The following is a 19284-nucleotide window of genomic DNA, read 5'->3' as shown; positions in this document are numbered from 1 at the left end:
TCTACAATTGATGTCTCATCAGTTTATTCGAAGCATTTCTCGGCAGCTTGCCGACAAAATGAAAGGCTTTAGGCACTTTATAGGAAGCAAGCCGTTCTTTGCAAAAGTCGCTCAGCTCCTCTTCATCAACAGGGCTGGCGGCGACAAGATAGGCGTGGGGAACCTTTCCCCAAGTTTTGTCATCGACCCCTTTTACCCCCGCTTCCGCAACTTTGGGGTGTGACAGAAGAACGGCCTCGACTTCAGCCGGATAGATGTTTTCTCCCCCTGATATGATTAAGTCTGAACGCCTGTCCAGCACGTATAAAAATCCGTCAACGTCAAGATACCCGATATCACCGGTTTTAAACCAGCCATCATTGAATGAGGCTTTGTCTGCCGCCTCATTTTTTAAGTAGCCCTTCATAACGGTCGGCCCTTTTACGGTTATTTCTCCATGTTCTCCGGGTTGGCATTCCGTGCCGTTCTTTTCGATTTTAATGCTTGATGCAAACAGCGGCTTGCCGGCTGAACCGAGCTTTTCAATCGAGTATTCTGGGGCGAGGGTGGCAATCTGTGAGCACGTTTCAGTCATCCCGTATGACTGTACGACAGGCAGCCTCTTTCTTTTGCATTCCTCAAGGAGAGAAAGCGGAGCAGGCCCTCCGCCCAGTAACAGGCACCTTAATGATTCGGGGCAGCTGTCGACTTTTGCCGCAAGCCTTGACAGCATCGTCTGAACGACCGATGCAATCGTTACTTGATTGTCTTTGATCGAACGGAGAACTTCTTCCGCGTCAAACCTTTGATGTAAAACAACTGTCATTCCGTAAATGACCGATTTAAAAAGAGCCGATAAGCCGCTGATGTGGAAAAGCGGCAAGGCGATCAGCCAGCGATCGTGTTCTTGGAGCCCCAAATTCAAAGCGGATGAAACCGCGCTGAAATAATGGTTGGCAAATGTCTGCATAACCCCTTTCGGCCGTCCTGTCGTTCCGGACGTATACATAATTGTGGCTGCATCGTCCAAATGAATGCTCTCGATTTCCGTAACCGGAGGGCCGGCGGCGTTTTGAACGTCTTCAATGTCAACAGCGCGGGCCGGCTTGCCCTCTCTATGCTCTTCCAGGAAAGGCTGTTCTGTAAGCAATAGCTTTGCTTCCGAGTGTTCAATTTGATATGTTCGTTCGGCCATTGACAGCTTCGTATTCAGCAAAACGATGCGAACTCCGAGAATAAAACAGGCATGGACGGCGATAACCATCTCCAGCCGGTTGGTGAGAAGTACAGCCGCTGTATCCCCTTTCCTCAGACCAAAGCTCTTCAGCTGCCCGGCCGTTTTTTTTGCTTCATGAAACAATTGATTAAAAGTCAGCTTGTGATCCCCCTGAATCACAGCCATCCTGTCAGGAGTCAGCTCTGCTCGCTGATTAAGCCAATTCGGATGGTCCATCAGCATATCATCATCTCCAAAAAATATCTTGAATGATAAAAGAAACAGCTCAGTCGCACTAAGCTGTTTCTCTCTTCCGTCTTTTAAGGAAAACGCGGGAACTGTCCGAAATCTGGACGGCGTTTTTCTTTAAACGCATCGCGGCCTTCTTTCGCTTCATCTGTTGTGTAATAAAGCAGTGTCGCATCTCCGGCAAACTGCTGGATGCCTGCAAGCCCGTCCGTGTCGGCATTAAAGGCCGCTTTAAGAAATCTGAGTGCTGTCGGGCTTTTCTCAAGCATTTCTTCACACCATTGAATCGTTTCTTCTTCAAGCTTTTCAAGCGGTACAACCGTATTGACAAGGCCCATTTCCTTAGCTTCCTGAGCGTTGTATTGACGGCACAGATACCAGATTTCACGCGCTTTTTTATGACCGACGATACGAGCCAGATAGCCTGATCCGTAGCCTGCATCAAAGCTGCCGACTTTCGGCCCTGTTTGTCCGAAAATTGCGTTGTCTGCAGCAATCGTCAAATCGCATACGATGTGGAGCACATGGCCGCCGCCGATCGCATAGCCTGACACCATCGCAACAACAGGCTTCGGAATGACGCGGATCAGCCGCTGAAGATCAAGAACGTTCAGACGTGGAATCTCGTCTTCGCCAACATAGCCGCCGTGTCCTCTTACCTTCTGGTCTCCTCCTGAACAAAACGCTTTATCGCCGGCCCCTGCAAGGATAATGACACCGATATTGGCATCATCCCGCGCATATGCAAACGCATCGATCAGTTCCGAAACCGTTTTTGGACGAAATGCGTTATGTACCTCAGGGCGATTGATCGTGATTTTGGCGATGCCGTTATATGTTTCATATAATACATCTTCGTATTGACGTTCGCTTTTCCATTCTACAGTCATAGATGTGTACCTCCTATTTTAAAATAAATTCACTTACTATTTTACCAAAAAAATCGGGCTCTTCCACATGAACCGCATGACCGGTATGTTCAACAATCTCGAGGCGGGCAGTTGGAATTCGCTTTGCCATGCTTTCATTGATCGCGATAAATTTCCGATCCAGGCTCCCCGCAATGAGAAGCACCGGATCATCGATTCCGCTCAATCTGTTCCACCAGGACGGCTGTGATCCGGTTCCCATTCCGATTAAGCTGCCTCGAAGCCCGACCGGATTGTTGTTCAGACGTTCTTCACGCACTTTTTTTCTTTTCGAAGGGTCCATTGACAGCTGGGATGCAAACAGCGGAATGCCTTCCCAATAATCTACGAAAGACTCGATTCCTTCTTCAAGTATCCGTCTGCTGAGCCGGCTGTCCTGCTCCCTGCGCATTTTTCTTTCTTCCGGCGAATCAAGCCCCGGAGAACTGCTTTCCAGCACAAGACCGGACACACGCTCCGGATGAATCATCGCCACTGATAAGGCAAGCCGGCCGCCCATTGAATAACCGATGAGGTAAGCCTGTTTCACATTTAACTGATCAAAAATCTCGATCAGATCGGCTGCCTGCTTCTCTGTTGTGTAGCGGCTGCTGTCTGCCGGCGAGTCTGTTCCGCCGTGTCCGAGCAGGTTCAGCTTGATCAGACGCAGCCCCTGAAAATAGCCGTCTATCCCGTCCCATGTTGCCGCACTTCCTGTAAAGCCATGCAAAAACACCGCCGTTTTTTCCGCAGACAGGCCATTGTCTTCTATTTTATAGGAAACGCCGTCTTTCAGTGTTAATTTCAAAACGGCCACTCTTTTCTTATTTCATACATTGCGGAATCAAGCATTCGGCGATGCTGCTCTACACGATCATCGCGCTTCGTTTTCACCTCAATGATATCCAAGCCGCGGCGGTTGACGGAGGACAAATACGCATCGGCAAAATGAGCGGATGACTCAGGGCATACATAGCGTCCCCCATACAGCTTGGCGGCATGCTCGAATTCGAGCCCCGTCGGCGTTCCGAACAAGAGCTCGAAGTACCTTTCTTCAGCAGATTGGGGAAGAAATGAGAAAATGCCGCCGCCGTCATTGTTGACGAGAACGACAGTCAGCGGAATGTCGAGCGTTTTGCTGACAAGAAGGCCGTTTAAATCGTGATAAAAAGACAGATCGCCGATGACAAGAGTTACCGGTTCTTTCGTTGCGGCATATATGCCCAGCGCAGTCGAGACAACGCCGTCAATCCCGTTTGCCCCTCTATTGGCGAAAATCCGGAATGATCGCTCCTGATTTTCAAAAAATGTATCCGCATCGCGGATCGGCATGCTGTTTCCGACAAACAGGGAACTGTTTTCCGGAATCAAATGCTGCAGGTTCCGGTAGATATTTCCTTCAAAGGTAAGATCCTCAGCTTCAAGATTTCTTAAAAGAGCTCGGAAGCGGCTGTTGGCAAACCGCCATTTCTCCAGCCAGCTGTCTGATCTTTTTTCTGAATGGACAGCGGAAGCCACAGCAGCCGCAATCTCTTCTTCCGCGCAATGCAGCATATGTGCACTGAGCTGAGTCGGATCGCGCCACCCTCCATCTGGGTCAACAACGATTTGCCTGATGCTCGGATTTTGCTTTAGCAGCTGAAAAAGCGGCTTTGAAACCGGCATCGCGCCGAAGCGGATGACTAGCTCAGGCATGAGCTCCCGTTTCAGCTGTTCTTCTTTCAATAATGAATCGTATCCATCGATGATGGTTTCTTTTGAATGGCTGCCGTTTCTCAAGTTTGAAAGCGGGTCAGCCAAAATCGGATATCCCGCTGCCTGAGAGAGAGATACAATATGTGCTTTGGCGTTATCATCTTGCAGCTCTCCGCAGACGATCATGCCTTTTTCCGTCTCTTTGATCAGAGCGCTCAGCGCTTCAAGCTGATGCCGGTCAGCACGAAAGCGGCCGCTTTCAACCGCCACATGACTGCCGTTTCTCAACCTTTGAAACGGTTCATCCTCAAGGTTCGGCATGAGCGGCTCTCTCAGCGGAAAGTTGATATGCACGGGTCCGCGCGGCGCTTTTTTGGCTTCTCCGGCTGCGCGTGCTGCCAAAGAACGGATGTACGCCAGCATTTCGGGATGACTGTCAGGCAAAGCCGAGTCTGTGAAAAACTTAACAAAGTTTCCGAATAAGAATTGCTGATCAATCGCCTGAGGTGCTCCTACTTCTCTCAGTTCATGCGGCCGATCAGCCGTTAAGATGATAAGCGGTATTCTTGAATAATGAGCTTCGATCACAGCCGGGTAGAAATTCGCCGCAGCTGTTCCGGATGTACAGATCAATGCGACAGGCTTCCGCATAGCTTTTGCCATGCCCATTGCAAAAAACGCAGCGGATCTTTCATCCACATGAATATGAACATTGATGTCCGGATGACTCGCGGCCAAAATCGCAAGGGGCGTCGATCTTGATCCCGGGCAGATAACCGCTTCTGTCACGCCTGCAAGAGAAAGCTCATCAATAAAATTCCCTATATATTTTGTAATTGGATTTTCAGTCAACGGATATCGCCTCCAAGTGCAGACAGCATCGGCTTCATCTTAATTTGCGTTTCTTCGTATTCCATATGAGGATCGGAATCAGCCACAACCCCGCAGCCGGCAAAAATTCTGGCCTCTTTTGAATCGATAAGTCCTGACCTGATCGCCACCGCAAATTCCCCATTGCCGGACATGTCGATCCAGCCCGCCGGTGCCGCATACCAGCCCCTTGACATCGGCTCCAACACTCTGATGACCTCAATCGCTTTTTGCTGAGGCGCTCCTCCAAGTGCAGGAGTTGGATGAAGCTTCTCGATTAAATCAAAAAGCGAGGACTCCGCATTCATTTTGCCGACAATCGGCGTATACAAATGCTGCACATTTTTTGTTTTGTACAGTCCCGGCTTGGCCGGCTTTTTGATATTGCTGCAATTTGACAATAGCGCCTGATGAATCATATTGACGACAATGTCGTGTTCGATAAGGTTTTTTTCATCGTTTAACAGCTCAAGACCGAGCATCCGGTCCTCCTGCTCACTTTCGCCTCTCTTGATTGAACCGGCAAGGCAGGTCGACAGCACGTTGTCTCCGTCTTTTTTGACCAGTCGTTCAGGTGACGCGCCGACAAAACTTTTGCCGTTTTCTTCAATAGCGAATATATAGCTCGTTTTTTGTTCAGACATCAGATTGAATAATACTCTGTGAAGTTCGACTGGCTGGTCGAACGTTAAAAGGATCTCTCTGGCGAGCACAACTTTATCGTACTTCCCGTTTTTAATGTCGTCAGTCGCCCGCCGGACCGCTTCAAGCCATTCAGGAACATCAAGCTCCTCCTTGGCGGTAAATCGCGCATGACCGTTTTCGGGATAACGGGAAGCGTCCGCCTTGATCAGCTGTGAAGCAGCGCCCTTTATTTCTTCAAGTACTTTGCGCACATTCTCTTCAGGAGCCTTCCATCTATTGACCGTAATGAACGTTTCCTCTCCGTCCTGTGTCAGCATAGCGGTAGGAATAAAAAAAGCGCCTTCCTGGTAGCCGTTCCAATGCTGCTTGCGATCTTCCAGCGGATCAAATGAAAAACCGCCAAACAGCAATGGCCCCACCGCTGCCTGACTCGTGCATTGATCTTCGTGGAAGTGAAAGGTTTTCTCTTTTAAGCGCTCCCATTTTTCATGTACAGCCTGATAACGTCCGGCATCCTTCAGGTCTGTGGAAACCGAAATTTCCTTTCCCAATCCGACAAGCGTCAGTCCGCCGTCAGGATCAGACCAGAAGAACCGTTTCCCGGCAAATTGTTCTTCCCCATTTATGAAAAAGGAAAGAGCATCTATGCTCTCAATTTTTCTGGAATAACTTATTAAAACAGCATGGTTGACTTTTTTGACGATGTTTAATGCTTCAGGCGCTTCCCTTAGGAAAGTGCGCTGCACTGTTGTCACCATGATACATTCCTCCAAAATCCGTAAAATGCTTTTATAACCATACACCTGTGAACGGTATGTGTCAACAAAACGACACTTTATTAACAACTGCCCTTACCTATTATAAACGTAATCGGCCGATTGAAAAAGACAAGGTCATTTAATATTTTTGAATTGCTGGACGGCCGCTTTTTTTCTAACAATATCACCCATTATATTGACACCTTTTTTAACTTTTTCTAAACTTAGTATGGACGTGTACGTATTAAAACTAAAGGAGTCATACTATATGCAGCATCAATCACTTTCAGGGAGTGTTTCTGAAATAAAGCCGGAAAAATGGCGCGTATGGTGGATGTTAACAAGACCCCATACACTGACAGCAGCCTTTGTCCCTGTAACGCTCGGGACCGTAATGTCCCTTGAATCGGGAAAAATTGATATCTGGCTGTTTTTAGCTATGCTGGCCGCATCAATATTAATTCAAATCGGAACGAACTTATTCAATGAGTATTTTGATTTTGTACGAGGACTTGATAATGAAAACTCGGTCGGCATCGGCGGTGCTATCGTCCGCTATGGAATGAAGCCAAAGACGGTATTATACCTGGCATACGGACTTTTTGGAGCAGCCGTTTTACTCGGCCTGTACATCTGCGCTTCTTCAAGCTGGTGGCTTGCGTTGATCGGATTGGTATGCATGGCCGTCGGCTATCTTTATACGGGCGGACCGTTTCCAATCTCCTATACGCCGTTCGGTGAAATTATGTCGGGCGTTTTTATGGGAATGGTCATCATTCTGATTTCATATTATATTCAGACTGGCGGGTTGACTTGGAACGTCTTTCTGATCTCCCTTCCGATTACGATTTTAGTCGGAGGCATCAATCTTTCCAATAATATCCGCGATATGGTCGGAGATAAAGAAAACGGAAGGAAGACGCTGCCGATTTTGGCTGGAAGAAAAAATGCCGTGCAGATTTTGAGCTGGGTTTTTGCTGTTTCCTATATATTGATCGGTATATACATCGGCTTTGAGATCGTTTCTCTGTGGAGCTGCATTGTTCTATTAAGCCTGCCGAAACCGATTAAAGCCATCCAGGAGTTCAAGGAAAAAGAAAAACCGGCGGATCTGATGGTCGCCATGAAATCAACGGCGCAGACGAACACCTTTTTCGGCCTTTTGCTCGCCATTGCCCTGCTCATTCAGTATATTTTTTAAAAAAGGAGCCTTTATGGCTCTTTTTTTTGCTTTTATTTACAAGAAAGTTCTGTTTGAATTCGTTCATACTAAAAACGCGAGCACTTTAAAGAAACGAGGCGATGCATGTGCTAACAAAAGAACAGTTGACAAAACTCGAAAATGAACTGAAAGCCGGGAAAGAACAGATCGTCAGCCGCTTTAAAGAAAACGGACATTTTGGCATCGATGTGACGCATCCGTTCAACTCGACGGGCGATCTTTCGGCTTATGACAACCATCCAGGAGATGAAGGTACAGAACTGTACGAACGCGAAAAAGATCTTGCTCTTTTTGAACATGAAAGAGAGCATTTGCACTATATCGAACATGCTCTGGCTTTGATCGAAAAAGGAACATACGGCCGCTGTGAGGTATGCGGAAAGGATATCCCGTATGAAAGGCTGTCCGTACTGCCAACCGCAACGACATGCAGCGAACATTCGTCAACCGTCTCCGTTTCAAAAGACCGTCCGATTGAAGAAGAAGTGCTGAACCCCCCGTTCGGACATTTTGAAAAAGACGAAGACGACGAAAACGTCGCATACGATTCAGAAGACGCTTACCAGGACGTCGAACGCTACGGCAATTCTGAAACACCTCAGGATCTGGCCGTTCCGCCGCTTTCATACAGCCAGATGTACATGGAATATGAAGAGCCGCTCGGATATGTCGAAGATTACGAAAACTATGCCGCAACAGACATTACCGGAAAAGAAGTAACCGTCTACCCGACGAAAGAACACGAAAAATATGAAGACCTTCTTGATGAAGAAGGCATCATGACCTCTTTCGGTGATCTCCCGGCTTATGAAAAGGATCCTTATACTGAAGAAGACTAAGCCCCGCGGGTCAGGGGCTTAGCGTTTTTAAATTCGGCGGTGATACGGCTCAATTTTCCAAATGTCTTCCGCATACTCCCTGATCGTGCGGTCACTTGAAAAATATCCGGCATGCGCGATGTTTGTGACGGCTTTTTCGGCCCAAAGACGCTTATTCAAGTAGTCTTTTTGAATCCGTTCCTGCGCTTCAATATAAGAAGCAAAATCTTTTAAAACAAAGTATTCATCATTATAAGCGATCAGCGAGTCATAAATCGGCTCAAATTCGCCGGCTTCCCCTTCGAAAAAACCATTGATCAGCTGATCGGCCGTCTGTCTGATCCTTGCATCATGCTGATAGTATTCCCTTGACAGATAGCCGCCTTTTTCAGTGTAGTTCAGCACTTCATCCGCCTTTAAACCGAACGTGTAAATACACTCGGGCCCCACCCTCTCAAGCATTTCAATATTGGCGCCGTCATGCGTGCCGATCGTCAAAGCCCCATTGATCATGAACTTCATGTTTCCTGTACCGGAGGCTTCTTTGCTTGCCGCAGATATTTGCTCGCTGACATCTGACGCCGGAAAGATACGCTCGGCGATTGATACCCGGTAATTTTCCAGAAAGATGACATTGATCGATTGTCTGACATCCGGATCATGATTGATTTTATCTGCGACTGAATGGATCAGCTTGATCACCTTTTTGGCATAATGATAAGTCGGCGATGCTTTTGCCCCGAAAATAAATGTTTGCGGATAAATGGCAAAGCCTTTGTCTTCCTTCAGCCTGTTGTACAAATACATGATATGGAGCACATTTAAAAGCTGGCGCTTATAAGCGTGGAGACGCTTGACTTGAACATCGAAGATGCTGTCAGGATTAATGGCGAATCCGATGCTGCCTTTCATCATGTCTGCCAAAAGCTGCTTTCGTTCCCTTTTGATGCGCTGAAATGCTTCAAGAAACGCGGAATCGTGCACAAACGGACGAAGATCCAAGAGGCTTTCCGGTTCTTTCAGCCACCTGTCTCCTATCGCTTCAGTTATCAGGTTCGCCAGCGGCGGATTTGCCTTTAACAGCCACCTTCTATGTGAGATGCCATTCGTTTTATTATTGAATTTAAAAGGGAATACAGAATAAAAGTCGTTCATTTCCCGCTCTTTTAATATGGTTGAATGAATGTTGGCTACGCCGTTAACACTGTAGCTTCCGACGATCGCCAGATGGGCCATTTTCACTTCGCCGTGGGCGATGACGGCTAGCTTTTCGATCCTTCCCCATTCACCCGGGTATTTTTCCCACAGCCAGCCGCAAAACTGCTCATTGATCTCCTCAATGATCATAAAAATTCTCGGCAGAAGCGGTTGAATTAAATCGATCCTCCATTTTTCCAGCGCTTCGGCAAGCGTCGTATGATTCGTATATGAAATCGTATGTACGGTAACATGCCACGCTTCATCCCACGTCATTTTTTCTTCATCAAGCAAAATTCTCATCAATTCCGGCACAGCCAGAGCGGGGTGGGTGTCATTGATATGGATCGCAACTTTTTGATGAAAATCATGGAGTGACGGGTGATTTTTCTTATAGCATTTCACAATGCTTTGCAGGCTTGCCGATACTAAAAAATATTGCTGTTTCAAACGGAGAATCTTGCCTTCGTCATGCGTGTCATCCGGATACAGGCATTCAGATACAGCTTCTGTCTCGCGCTTATACTTCAAAATATTCGGTTCATGATGGAGCGAGCAAGGCTCCGCATTCCACAGCCGGAGGGTATTGACCGTCTCGGTCTCATAGCCGATGATCGGAATGTCGTAAGGCACGGCTGTCATCACTTCCGCTTCTTCCTGCCAAAAGCGGAGGCGCCCTCCTTCCTGCGCCATCTTGACACGCCCGCCGAAACGAACACAAACAGCCTGATCGGCGTTGCGGATTTCCCAGACGTACCCATGTTTGAGCCATTGTTCAGGCAGTTCGACTTGATGACCGTCAACGATTTTTTGTTCGAAAAAGCCATGCTTGTAGCGAATCCCCATCCCATGCCCGGGAAGGTCGAGCGAAGCCAGTGAATCCAAAAAGCACGCCGCGAGCCTGCCCAATCCGCCATTGCCAAGGCCTGCATCCATTTCGGCCTCTTCGATGTCTTCAAGACAAATGCCAAGCTCGGAAAGACCTTCTTGGACAACTTCACGGACGCCGAGGTTGAGCAGGTTTTGGCCGAGCAGTCTGCCCAGAAGAAATTCAATCGATAAATAATAGGTCTGTTTATTTTGGTTGGAGCGGCTCCTTTCATTGGTCCTGATCCAGTTTGCGCTGATATGTTCCCTGACCATGATGCCGAGCGTCTGATACTGGTCAAGCGTAGAAGAGTCCCGAAAGCTTTTTCCGCACAACCGTTCAAGACGCTTCAAAAAGCATTGTTTAAAGCCTTCTTTACACGAGAACATGGCGCTTCCCCCTTTATCTCCCGGCTGTATAACTGCTGATACTGACGGGCTGACAAAGCCCAGCTGACATCATGTGTCATGGCTTTTTGAACGATGCTGCCCCATTCTTCTTTCCGGTGATATATAGACAGTGCTCTTTTAATCGTATACTTCATATCATGGGCGTTAAAATGGGCGAACGTAAAACCGTTGCCTTCACCGTTTGTTTCCTGGTAAGCGGTCACTGTATCGTGAAGCCCGCCTGTTTCCCTGACAACCGGAACCGCTCCGTATCTAAGGGCAATCAGCTGCCCAAGACCGCACGGCTCGAATTTTGAAGGCATCAGGAAAAGATCGCTGCCGGCATAAATCTTGCGGCTGAGCGGTTCATGAAAACCGATATACGCCTTGCACCGCTCCGGAAAAGCCTGCTCCATATAGCGAAAATAATTTTCATATTCCGCTTCTCCGGTTCCTAAAACGAGCAGCTGCATGTCTTCTTCTTGAAACAGTTCGTGCAATACCCGCTTGATCAAATCGATGCCTTTTTGCTTCGTCAGCCTTGTCACCATGCTGATGAGCGGAATGTCTTCATTCACCGGCAGACCGAATGTCTTCTGGATCACAGCTTTATTTTTCCGTTTTCCGTCACGGTTGACGGCATCGTAATGATAATCGATGTGAGGATCATTTAAAGGGTCGTACAGCTCATCATCAATCCCGTTTAAAATGCCGGTCAGCACATCCTTCTTGTCTGCCAGCACCCCTTCAAGCCGCTCGCCGTAGTATGGAGTCAAAATTTCATTGCTGTACGTCGGACTGACCGTTGTCACCTGATCAGCGGCAATAATGCCGCCTTTCATATAATTGATGTGTCCATAAAACTCGAGCTTTTCCGTTGTGAAGTGGGAAATGTCAAGGCCGAGCAAGTCATGGACCGCTTCCTTCGGAAAAATTCCCTGAAATTGAAGGTTATGAATGGTGAATACGCTTTTCATGCGCTGATAGAACGGTTTTTTTTGATATTCCTCTTTTAATAAATAATTGATCATCCCTGCGTGCCAATCATGGGTATGGATGACATCAGCATCAAAATTCAGCGCGTATAATGCTTCCAAAACGGCCCGCGAGAAAAAAGCAAACCGTTCTCCATCATCATAATGGCCGTAGAGGGAATCCCGGTTAAAATAATACTCATGATCTAGAAAATAATAAGAAATTCCGTCATGTTCAAGGTGTTCAATGCCGCAAAACTGCCTGCGCCACCCGACGCGAACTTCGCATTCAGCCGTTTTAACCATCCTTCTTCTGAAATCTTCCGCAATCAAGCTGTATTTCGGCATCATGACAGCCGTTTCTATTCCTAAAAGGGCGAGTTCTTTCGGGAGCGCACCGGCGACATCGGCGAGCCCGCCTGATTTAACAAACGGCACACATTCAGAGACAGCGAATAAGACTTTCAAGAGTTCATCAGCGCTCCTTGTACGGCTCCTTTTTTTATGATGAAAGGGAGGCTCATAGTGCCGGACATTTCGATATGATGGCCGATTTTGACATCCTTGTCGCAAATGACGTGCTCCAGCCGGCAGTTTTCTCCAATCCTTGTTTTTTGCATAATCACGCTGTTTTTAATGATCGTTCCTTTTCCTACGTGAACTCCTCTGAACAAGACCGAATTCTCAACTTCACCTTCGATGACGCAGCCGTTAGCGATAATCGATTGCTTTACCCTGCTGTTTTTAGCGTATTTTACAGGAGGATCGTTTTTTATTTTTGTGTAGACAGGCTGGCCCATATGAAAGATTTGCTCCCGAAACACGGGCTGAATGAGGTTCAAACTATGAAAGAGATAGCTTTCCGGGGAATCGATCACGGCGGTATACCCCGAATGCTCATAGCTGTTGACGGATAGCGAACCACGCTCTTTCCGGCAGACTTCCTCAAAAGATTGCGCTCCTCCGGCGCAATGCCCTTCAACCATCTCTCTCAACAGACTTTTTTTCGTGACATACAAACCTAAAGGTTTTCCTTCTTGACAAACTTCAGTCAGATCACACCCGGATTCAAGGTGCTGTTTGAGCACTTCTTGAAAAGGAATGTGGCAGACCGTATAGCTGTTTGCCACAGCAGCATATGGCTGAGTACTTCTTTGAAAATAATCGAGATGCTCGGCAAATTGCCGAAACGAACCAAGCCCGACATGCTCGTCATGGGGAATCGAAGACGGAAGAAAGAAAAGACCGTCCCTTTTCCTGTTTAAATCCCACTCTTTTCCCGATCCTAAATGATCCATCAAGGAACGGTACGGAGACTTGGAAAATACAGCGACACTCCGAATGCCTGCATGAACCATTCCTGACAATGCAAAATCGATCAGCCGGTACCTTCCTGCAAATGGAACGGCTCCGATCGAACGTCCGGCCGTTAAATCCTGAAGAGAGTGCTGGTTGACAGCTGCATCAATAATTCCCAGCATTTGTTTATTCATTGGCACCATCCGCCTCTCCGTGTTGTTTAAACAACCTTATGTTTTTTGACATATTCCTCTGTGATCAGCAGGACTTCGCCATCTTCCGCCTTCGCGTGAAAACCGTCCGGAATTCGAATTCCTGCCGATACAATAGCATTTTCGATCTCAACATGCTCTCCAATAGAAACGTCATGCATCACGACTGAACGTTTGATTGCGGAATGTCTGCCGATTGCAACGCGCTGAAAGATAACCGAACGGGTGACAGCCCCATATACGGCGCACCCTTCGCTAATGAGCGATTCTTTGATGTCCGCCTGCTCGGCAACAAACTGCGGCGGTAGGTTCGGAGCGACGGAATAAATCCGCCAGTTCCGTTCGAACAGGTCAAGTGGAGGATGATCTCCAAGCAGATCCATATTAGCTTCCCATAAACTTCTGACCGTACCGACATCCTTCCAGTACCCTTTAAACGGATAAGCGTTCAGCTGCTTCTTTTCCTCGAGAAGAGCCGGTATGATATCTTTACCGAAATCGTGGCTTGAGCCGGATTTTTTTTCATCGCGTTCAAGCGCCTCTTCAAGCACGCTCCATTTGAAAACGTAGACACCCATCGATGCCAAGTTGCTCTTCGGGTATTTCGGCTTTTCCTCAAAGCTTGTAATCTCCATCTTGTCATTCGTATGAAGGATACCGAAACGGCCGGCTTCTGCCCAGCTCACTTCGATGACGGCAATGGTGGCGTCAGCCTGTTTCTCCACGTGGTATTCGAGCATTTTTCCGTAATCCATTTTGTAGATATGATCTCCTGATAGGATGAGTACATGTTCAGGCTGAAGCTCTTTTAAAAAATGGCGGTTTTCATAAATCGCGCTTGCCGTTCCTTTGTACCACTTCACTTCTGACGCTTCTGCATAAGGGGACAAAATGGAGACCCCGCCGTCATTGCGGTCAAGATCCCATGGCTCGCCGATGCCGATATATGAGTTTAATAAAAGCGGTTGGTATTGAGTCAGCACACCGACATGATGAATTCCCGAGTTGGCGCAGTTGCTGAGGGCAAAATCGATGATTCTGTACTTGCCGCCAAATGGAACGGCCGGTTTTGCGAGGTTTTTCGTTAAGGCATTCAGCCTGCTTCCCTTGCCGCCAGCCAAAAGCATAGCCACACATTGTTCTTTCATCCCTTTTTCGCTCCTCTCTTTTTGACTGCTCTGAAAACCGCAGCTCCCAGCGGAGGGACTGTCATGCTGATGCTGTATGGTTTGCCATGCAGAACGCCTGCTTTTGCTTGAAGGCGTTTCGGGTTGATTTGGTGTGAACCTCCGTATTTTGCATCATCGCTGTTAAGCACTTCGATATATCCGGTTTGAAAAGGGACGCCGACCTGATATTCGTGATAAACGGAAGGCGTAAAATTGCAGACGATAATCAACGCTTCACCGGGCTGTTTTCCATAGCGGATAAACGATACAATCGACTGTTCCGCATTGTTGACGTCAATCCACTCGAATCCTTGCTGCCGATGATCATTTTCATACAGAATACGGCTTTTTTTGTAGAGGTGAAGAGCCTCCTTTGTAAACATCCGGGCCTTGCGGTGCATGTCAAAATCGTCCAAGAACCAATCGAGCTCTTCTTCGTCTTTCCATTCATCAAATTGAGCAAACTCACCGCCCATAAAGAGAAGTTTTTTTCCCGGGTGCAGCGTAAAATAACTGATCAGCAGGCGGTACTGGGCGAATTTCTGCCAGTAATCGCCGGGCATCTTATGAAGCAGAGACTTTTTGCCGTATACCACTTCATCATGGGAGAACGGCAGGATGTAATTTTCTGAGTAGGCATACATTAAGGAGAATGAAACAAGATGATGCAGGTGTTTTCTTTGTTCTGGGGAAGCTTCCATATAGGTTAATACATCGTTCATCCAACCCATATTCCACTTATAATTAAACCCGAGACCGCCTGCATAGGTCGGATGCGTCACAAGCGGCCAGTCTGTGGAGTCCTCAGCAATCATTAAAAAGTGGGGATCTTTTGCAAAAACCTGTTCATTTAAAGTTTGAATAAATTCGACGGCAAAGCCGTTCGCTTCAGCCTGAGGACGGTTTGGCCAATACAGGAGGTTTGCAACTGCATCGACTCGAAATCCATCTATGTGATACATCTCGATCCAATACAACGCATTCGAGATTAAAAAACTGCGAACTTCTCGTTTTCCGAGGTCAAAATTGGCGGTCCCCCATTCCCAATTTTCCCTGTCATGCTCATGTGAATATTCATACAGCGGCATACCGTCAAACAAATACAAGCCGTGGTCATCTTTGCAGAAATGGCCGGGAACCCAATCCATAATGACGCCGATTTCATGCTGATGGCACTGGTCGATAAAATACATCAAGTCATGCGGTTCGCCATATCTGCTCGTCGGACTGTAGTACCCCGTTGTCTGATAGCCCCATGAACGGTCAAACGGGTGCTCTGTCAACGGCATCAGCTCGATATGTGTGAATCCGTGTTCTTTAACGTAAGGAATGACTGTTTCGCTCAGTTCCCGGTATGTGAAAAAACGCCCATCCGCTTTCTTTTTCCACGAACCGACATGAAGCTCGTAGATGGAAATCGGTTTTTCATATACGTTTTTTTGTTTCTTTTTCTTTTGCCACTTTCGGTCGCCCCATGGGTATCCGGCCAATTGATAAGTGATCGATGCCGTTTTCGGCCTGACTTCAGAAAAAAAAGCATAGGGATCGGCCTTCAATTTTGTTTCATTTGCGGCTGTGATCATTTCATATTTATACAGCTCCCCTTCTCCGATGCCGGGGATAAACAGTTCCCATATGCCTTCCTGATGACGCTTCTCCATTTGATGCCGGGCACCGGACCAGCCGTTAAACGTTCCGGCGATTCGAACTTCCTTCGCATGAGGGGCCCAAACACAGAAGCGAAAACCTTGGCGACCGTCCTGTTCCATTTGATGAGCGCCGAAAAATCTGTAGCATTCATAAAGCCGACCGTCATGAAAGAGATGCGCTTTAATATCCGAGGCACTCACACCAGCCATTGATTTCATCCTTTCTGCCACTATATTTAAAGATTACTCTTTTATTCGCATAATATGGCTTGATCCCTTTCATGAAAGCGCTTCTTTTTATTGACAAAGTTCAACAATATCCTTTTTGAACATTGACTGAAGTCATACAGGCATAAAAAAACTCCGCATCATAATGATGCAGAGTTTAACATGATGACCCGTACGGGATTCGAACCCGTGTTACCGCCGTGAAAGGGCGGTGTCTTAACCACTTGACCAACGGGCCTTATTAAAAAAATGGCGGAGAAGGAGGGATTTGAACCCTCGCGCCGCTTACGCGACCTACACCCTTAGCAGGGGCGCCTCTTCAGCCACTTGAGTACTTCTCCATGGCTCCGCAGGCAGGATTCGAACCTGCGACCGATCGGTTAACAGCCGATAGCTCTACCACTGAGCTACTGCGGAATATCATGGTGGGCCTGAATGGACTCGAACCATCGACCTCACGCTTATCAGGCGTGCGCTCTAACCAGCTGAGCTACAGGCCCATGATATGCAAATGGAGCGGGTGATGGGAATCGAACCCACGACATCAGCTTGGAAGGCTGAGGTTTTACCACTAAACTACACCCGCATTTCGCATGGGGCGGTTGATGGGAATCGAACCCACGAATGCCAGAGCCACAATCTGGTGCGTTAACCACTTCGCCACAACCGCCGCAATATATAAAATTGTAAAATGGTGGCTCGGGACGGAATCGAACCGCCGACACACGGATTTTCAGTCCGTTGCTCTACCAACTGAGCTACCGAGCCTTTATTAAATGGCGGTCCGGACGGGACTCGAACCCGCGACCTCCTGCGTGACAGGCAGGCATTCTAACCAACTGAACTACCGGACCATTTTGGCAATGAATTTAAATTTGGTTGCGGGGGCAGGATTTGAACCTGCGACCTTCGGGTTATGAGCCCGACGAGCTACCGAACTGCTCCACCCCGCGATGATCAAAACAATAATAGATATATGGCGGAGGAAGAGGGATTCGAACCCCCGCGGGCTTTGACACCCCTGTCGGTTTTCAAGACCGATCCCTTCAGCCAGACTTGGGTATTCCTCCGTAACAATGGTGGACCTTGTAGGACTCGAACCTACGACCGGACGGTTATGAGCCGTCTGCTCTAACCAACTGAGCTAAAGGTCCTTTAATAGCGGCGGAGGGAATCGAACCCCCGACCTCACGGGTATGAACCGTACGCTCTAGCCAGCTGAGCTACACCGCCATGGTGAATATTAAAGATAACAAAGTGGAGCCTAGCGGGATCGAACCGCTGACCTCCTGCGTGCAAAGCAGGCGCTCTCCCAGCTGAGCTAAGGCCCCAAATAATGGTCGGGAAGACAGGATTCGAACCTGCGACCCCATGGTCCCAAACCATGTGCTCTACCAAGCTGAGCTACTTCCCGTTATATAATGGCGCGCCCGAGAGGAGTCGAACCCCTAACCTTTTGATCCGTAGTCAAACGCTCTATCCAATTGAGCTACGGGCGCATAGATGATCAAGCGGAAGACGGGATTCGAACCCGCGACCCCCACCTTGGCAAGGTGGTGTTCTACCACTGAACTACTTCCGCAAAATAGATTGGCAATGCGGATGAAGGGACTTGAACCCCCACGTCTTTAAAAGACACTAGAGCCTGATTCTAGCGCGTCTGCCAATTCCGCCACATCCGCATGAAAATGGTGAGCCATGAAGGACTCGAACCTTCGACCCTCTGATTAAAAGTCAGATGCTCTACCAACTGAGCTAATGGCTCCAATACTGCAATGAAAACTGAAGACTTTTTCGAAAGCTATCTGTCTTTTTTCAGCAACTTTTATATTGTATCATAAAATCGTGGTGCCGGCAAGAGGACTTGAACCCCCAACCTACTGATTACGATTCAGTTGCTCTACCAATTGAGCTACACCGGCCCATTCCAAAATGAATGGTGGAGGATGACGGGATCGAACCGCCGACCCTCTGCTTGTAAGGCAGATGCTCTCCCAGCTGAGCTAATCCTCCTCGTCAGTTGTTGGAGTAACTCTCGATCTGACAAGGACTATTATATACGGGAATACACCCATTTGTAAAGGCTATATTAAAAAAATTTTATTTTCAGTTTATTCTATCATAACAAGACGAATGTGCACACATCGTTCCGCTTAATCCGTATATTGCATCAAAAGCTTCAGAGCAACATTTATCCCTATGTACTGCTTATAATAGGTTCTTCAGACGCTCCGTGAATTCCTGTCTTTTCCCCATAGCAAATTTGTATTCGAATTGATTTTTTCAAAACAATTTTAAGTCCTTTTCGAGCGATAAGCAATGTATTTGGCTTCTCGACTCTCTCTATCCCAACTCTTAATACCAAGCGGCGTGTTTTGAAAATGAGTGTTGTACGGCTCAAAATATATGCCTTCATTTGTCAATTTTAAAACTGTTCAATACCTCAAAATCCCTTTTCCGGAACATCCATCTTTTGCTCCTCTATTTGCATGAGTTTCACTGCCTTACATCACTGATCTTATACATGCCGATGTGTTGATTGACTCCATATTTCCCTATGGAATTCGCACTGAACCGCCAGATCGCGAGCCTGAAGAGGTGAAAGCAAGCCTATTGTTTCGAAGTTTCGCGGATCACTGAAGGGTTAAAAGCGCTATATCAATGATTGAACGTCAACAAAAAAGACCAGCTGATATCAGCTGGTCTTTTTAAGTGCTTGGCGGCGTCCTACTCTCACAGGGGGAAGCCCCCAACTACCATCGGCGCTGAAGAGCTTAACTTCCGTGTTCGGCATGGGAACGGGTGTGACCTCTTCGCTATCGCCACCAAACTATTGCCTTCAGGACGAAGGTACTGGGCGTTCCTCACAGGATGTGAGGGCCTTTAGCCGAGTTTCCTTGCCTTTGGCTTTCTGAGAGGTGTTCTCTCAAAACTAGATA

At 47.6% G+C, this 19284-nt stretch carries 12 protein-coding genes, 20 tRNA genes and 1 rRNA gene; 2 read left to right on the top strand and 31 right to left on the bottom strand.

What is annotated here, in order from left to right:
• Position 1 precedes the first annotated feature (1 nt).
• The 5 genes from ACH97_RS13865 to ACH97_RS13845 form a co-directional block, all read right to left on the bottom strand.
• Positions 2-1438 carry an o-succinylbenzoate--CoA ligase gene (locus ACH97_RS13865; protein WP_020452692.1) on the bottom strand — a complete coding sequence of 479 codons (1437 nt, stop codon included), beginning with the start codon at positions 1436-1438 and terminating at the stop codon, positions 2-4.
• 77 nt (positions 1439-1515) lie between these two features.
• Positions 1516-2334, bottom strand: coding sequence for a 1,4-dihydroxy-2-naphthoyl-CoA synthase (gene menB / locus ACH97_RS13860; RefSeq protein WP_020452693.1), 819 nt, complete (start codon positions 2332-2334; stop codon positions 1516-1518).
• A gap of 13 nt (positions 2335-2347) precedes the next feature.
• Positions 2348-3169, bottom strand: coding sequence for a 2-succinyl-6-hydroxy-2,4-cyclohexadiene-1-carboxylate synthase (gene menH, locus ACH97_RS13855; protein WP_025810960.1), 822 nt, complete (start codon positions 3167-3169; stop codon positions 2348-2350).
• Positions 3157-4899: a 2-succinyl-5-enolpyruvyl-6-hydroxy-3-cyclohexene-1-carboxylic-acid synthase gene (gene menD, locus ACH97_RS13850; RefSeq protein ID WP_020452695.1), complete on the bottom strand. Its 1743-nt coding sequence runs from the start codon at positions 4897-4899 to the stop codon at positions 3157-3159. Before menD ends, menH begins: the two co-directional genes overlap by 13 nt.
• Positions 4896-6320, bottom strand: coding sequence for an isochorismate synthase (locus tag ACH97_RS13845; RefSeq protein ID WP_020452696.1), 1425 nt, complete (start codon positions 6318-6320; stop codon positions 4896-4898). The genes menD and ACH97_RS13845 overlap by 4 nt, the downstream gene beginning before the upstream one ends.
• 268 nt (positions 6321-6588) lie before the next feature.
• On the opposite strand from ACH97_RS13845, the gene ACH97_RS13840 reads away from it, so the two are divergent.
• Positions 6589-7521 (top strand): 1,4-dihydroxy-2-naphthoate polyprenyltransferase, encoded by a 933-nt coding sequence (locus ACH97_RS13840; protein WP_020452697.1) that lies wholly within the window; start codon positions 6589-6591, stop codon positions 7519-7521.
• 107 nt (positions 7522-7628) lie between these two features.
• Positions 7629-8381 carry a TraR/DksA C4-type zinc finger protein gene (locus tag ACH97_RS13835; RefSeq protein ID WP_020452698.1) on the top strand — a complete coding sequence of 251 codons (753 nt, stop codon included), beginning with the start codon at positions 7629-7631 and terminating at the stop codon, positions 8379-8381.
• Positions 8382-8408: 27 nt separating this feature from the next.
• On the opposite strand, the gene ACH97_RS13830 is transcribed toward ACH97_RS13835, so the two are convergent.
• The 26 genes from ACH97_RS13830 to rrf all read right to left on the bottom strand — a co-directional run bounded on the left by ACH97_RS13830 (position 8409) and on the right by rrf (position 19175).
• Positions 8409-10814 carry a glycogen/starch/alpha-glucan phosphorylase gene (locus ACH97_RS13830; RefSeq protein ID WP_020452699.1) on the bottom strand — a complete coding sequence of 802 codons (2406 nt, stop codon included), beginning with the start codon at positions 10812-10814 and terminating at the stop codon, positions 8409-8411.
• Complete coding sequence (glgA, locus tag ACH97_RS13825; protein ID WP_020452700.1) at positions 10775-12256, bottom strand: glycogen synthase GlgA; 1482 nt, start codon at positions 12254-12256, stop codon at positions 10775-10777. Before glgA ends, ACH97_RS13830 begins: the two co-directional genes overlap by 40 nt.
• Positions 12253-13281 (bottom strand): GlgC family sugar phosphate nucleotidyltransferase, encoded by a 1029-nt coding sequence (locus ACH97_RS13820; RefSeq protein WP_025810959.1) that lies wholly within the window; start codon positions 13279-13281, stop codon positions 12253-12255. The genes glgA and ACH97_RS13820 overlap by 4 nt, the downstream gene beginning before the upstream one ends.
• A 26-nt stretch (positions 13282-13307) precedes the next feature.
• Positions 13308-14447: a glucose-1-phosphate adenylyltransferase gene (locus tag ACH97_RS13815; protein WP_020452702.1), complete on the bottom strand. Its 1140-nt coding sequence runs from the start codon at positions 14445-14447 to the stop codon at positions 13308-13310.
• Positions 14444-16327: a 1,4-alpha-glucan branching enzyme gene (gene glgB / locus ACH97_RS13810; protein ID WP_020452703.1), complete on the bottom strand. Its 1884-nt coding sequence runs from the start codon at positions 16325-16327 to the stop codon at positions 14444-14446. The genes ACH97_RS13815 and glgB overlap by 4 nt, the downstream gene beginning before the upstream one ends.
• Before the next feature lie 184 nt (positions 16328-16511).
• Positions 16512-16583 (bottom strand) — tRNA-Glu (locus ACH97_RS13805).
• A 12-nt stretch (positions 16584-16595) separates the two neighbouring features.
• Positions 16596-16686 (bottom strand) — tRNA-Ser (locus ACH97_RS13800).
• A 1-nt stretch (position 16687) separates the two neighbouring features.
• Positions 16688-16762: transfer RNA gene (locus tag ACH97_RS13795), tRNA-Asn, on the bottom strand.
• 6 nt (positions 16763-16768) lie between these two features.
• Positions 16769-16845, bottom strand: a tRNA-Ile gene (locus ACH97_RS13790).
• 12 nt (positions 16846-16857) lie between these two features.
• Positions 16858-16931: transfer RNA gene (locus ACH97_RS13785), tRNA-Gly, on the bottom strand.
• An 8-nt stretch (positions 16932-16939) separates the two neighbouring features.
• A tRNA-His gene (locus ACH97_RS13780) sits at positions 16940-17015 on the bottom strand.
• A gap of 22 nt (positions 17016-17037) precedes the next feature.
• Positions 17038-17113, bottom strand: a tRNA-Phe gene (locus tag ACH97_RS13775).
• A gap of 9 nt (positions 17114-17122) precedes the next feature.
• Positions 17123-17199: transfer RNA gene (locus ACH97_RS13770), tRNA-Asp, on the bottom strand.
• Between the two features lie 22 nt (positions 17200-17221).
• A tRNA-Met gene (locus ACH97_RS13765) sits at positions 17222-17298 on the bottom strand.
• Positions 17299-17322: 24 nt separating this feature from the next.
• A tRNA-Ser gene (locus tag ACH97_RS13760) sits at positions 17323-17415 on the bottom strand.
• 7 nt (positions 17416-17422) lie between these two features.
• Positions 17423-17499: transfer RNA gene (locus ACH97_RS13755), tRNA-Ile, on the bottom strand.
• Positions 17500-17504: 5 nt separating this feature from the next.
• Positions 17505-17578, bottom strand: a tRNA-Met gene (locus ACH97_RS13750).
• Between the two features lie 25 nt (positions 17579-17603).
• Positions 17604-17676, bottom strand: a tRNA-Ala gene (locus ACH97_RS13745).
• A 6-nt stretch (positions 17677-17682) separates the two neighbouring features.
• Positions 17683-17759 (bottom strand) — tRNA-Pro (locus ACH97_RS13740).
• An 8-nt stretch (positions 17760-17767) separates the two neighbouring features.
• Positions 17768-17844 (bottom strand) — tRNA-Arg (locus ACH97_RS13735).
• Between the two features lie 11 nt (positions 17845-17855).
• Positions 17856-17927, bottom strand: a tRNA-Gly gene (locus ACH97_RS13730).
• Between the two features lie 15 nt (positions 17928-17942).
• Positions 17943-18027, bottom strand: a tRNA-Leu gene (locus tag ACH97_RS13725).
• Between the two features lie 7 nt (positions 18028-18034).
• Positions 18035-18110 (bottom strand) — tRNA-Lys (locus ACH97_RS13720).
• 81 nt (positions 18111-18191) lie between these two features.
• Positions 18192-18267 (bottom strand) — tRNA-Thr (locus tag ACH97_RS13715).
• A gap of 15 nt (positions 18268-18282) precedes the next feature.
• Positions 18283-18358, bottom strand: a tRNA-Val gene (locus tag ACH97_RS13710).
• Between the two features lie 701 nt (positions 18359-19059).
• Positions 19060-19175: ribosomal RNA gene (gene rrf, locus ACH97_RS13705) — 5S ribosomal RNA — on the bottom strand.
• Between the last annotated feature and the right edge of the window lie 109 nt (positions 19176-19284).

Origin of the sequence: Bacillus paralicheniformis (genome assembly GCF_001042485.2) — a bacterium.
GTDB classification, from domain to species: Bacteria; Bacillota; Bacilli; order Bacillales; family Bacillaceae; genus Bacillus; species Bacillus paralicheniformis.
The sequence above is the reverse complement of the archived record's forward strand: the minus strand, read 5'-3'. Positions and strand labels throughout refer to the sequence as shown.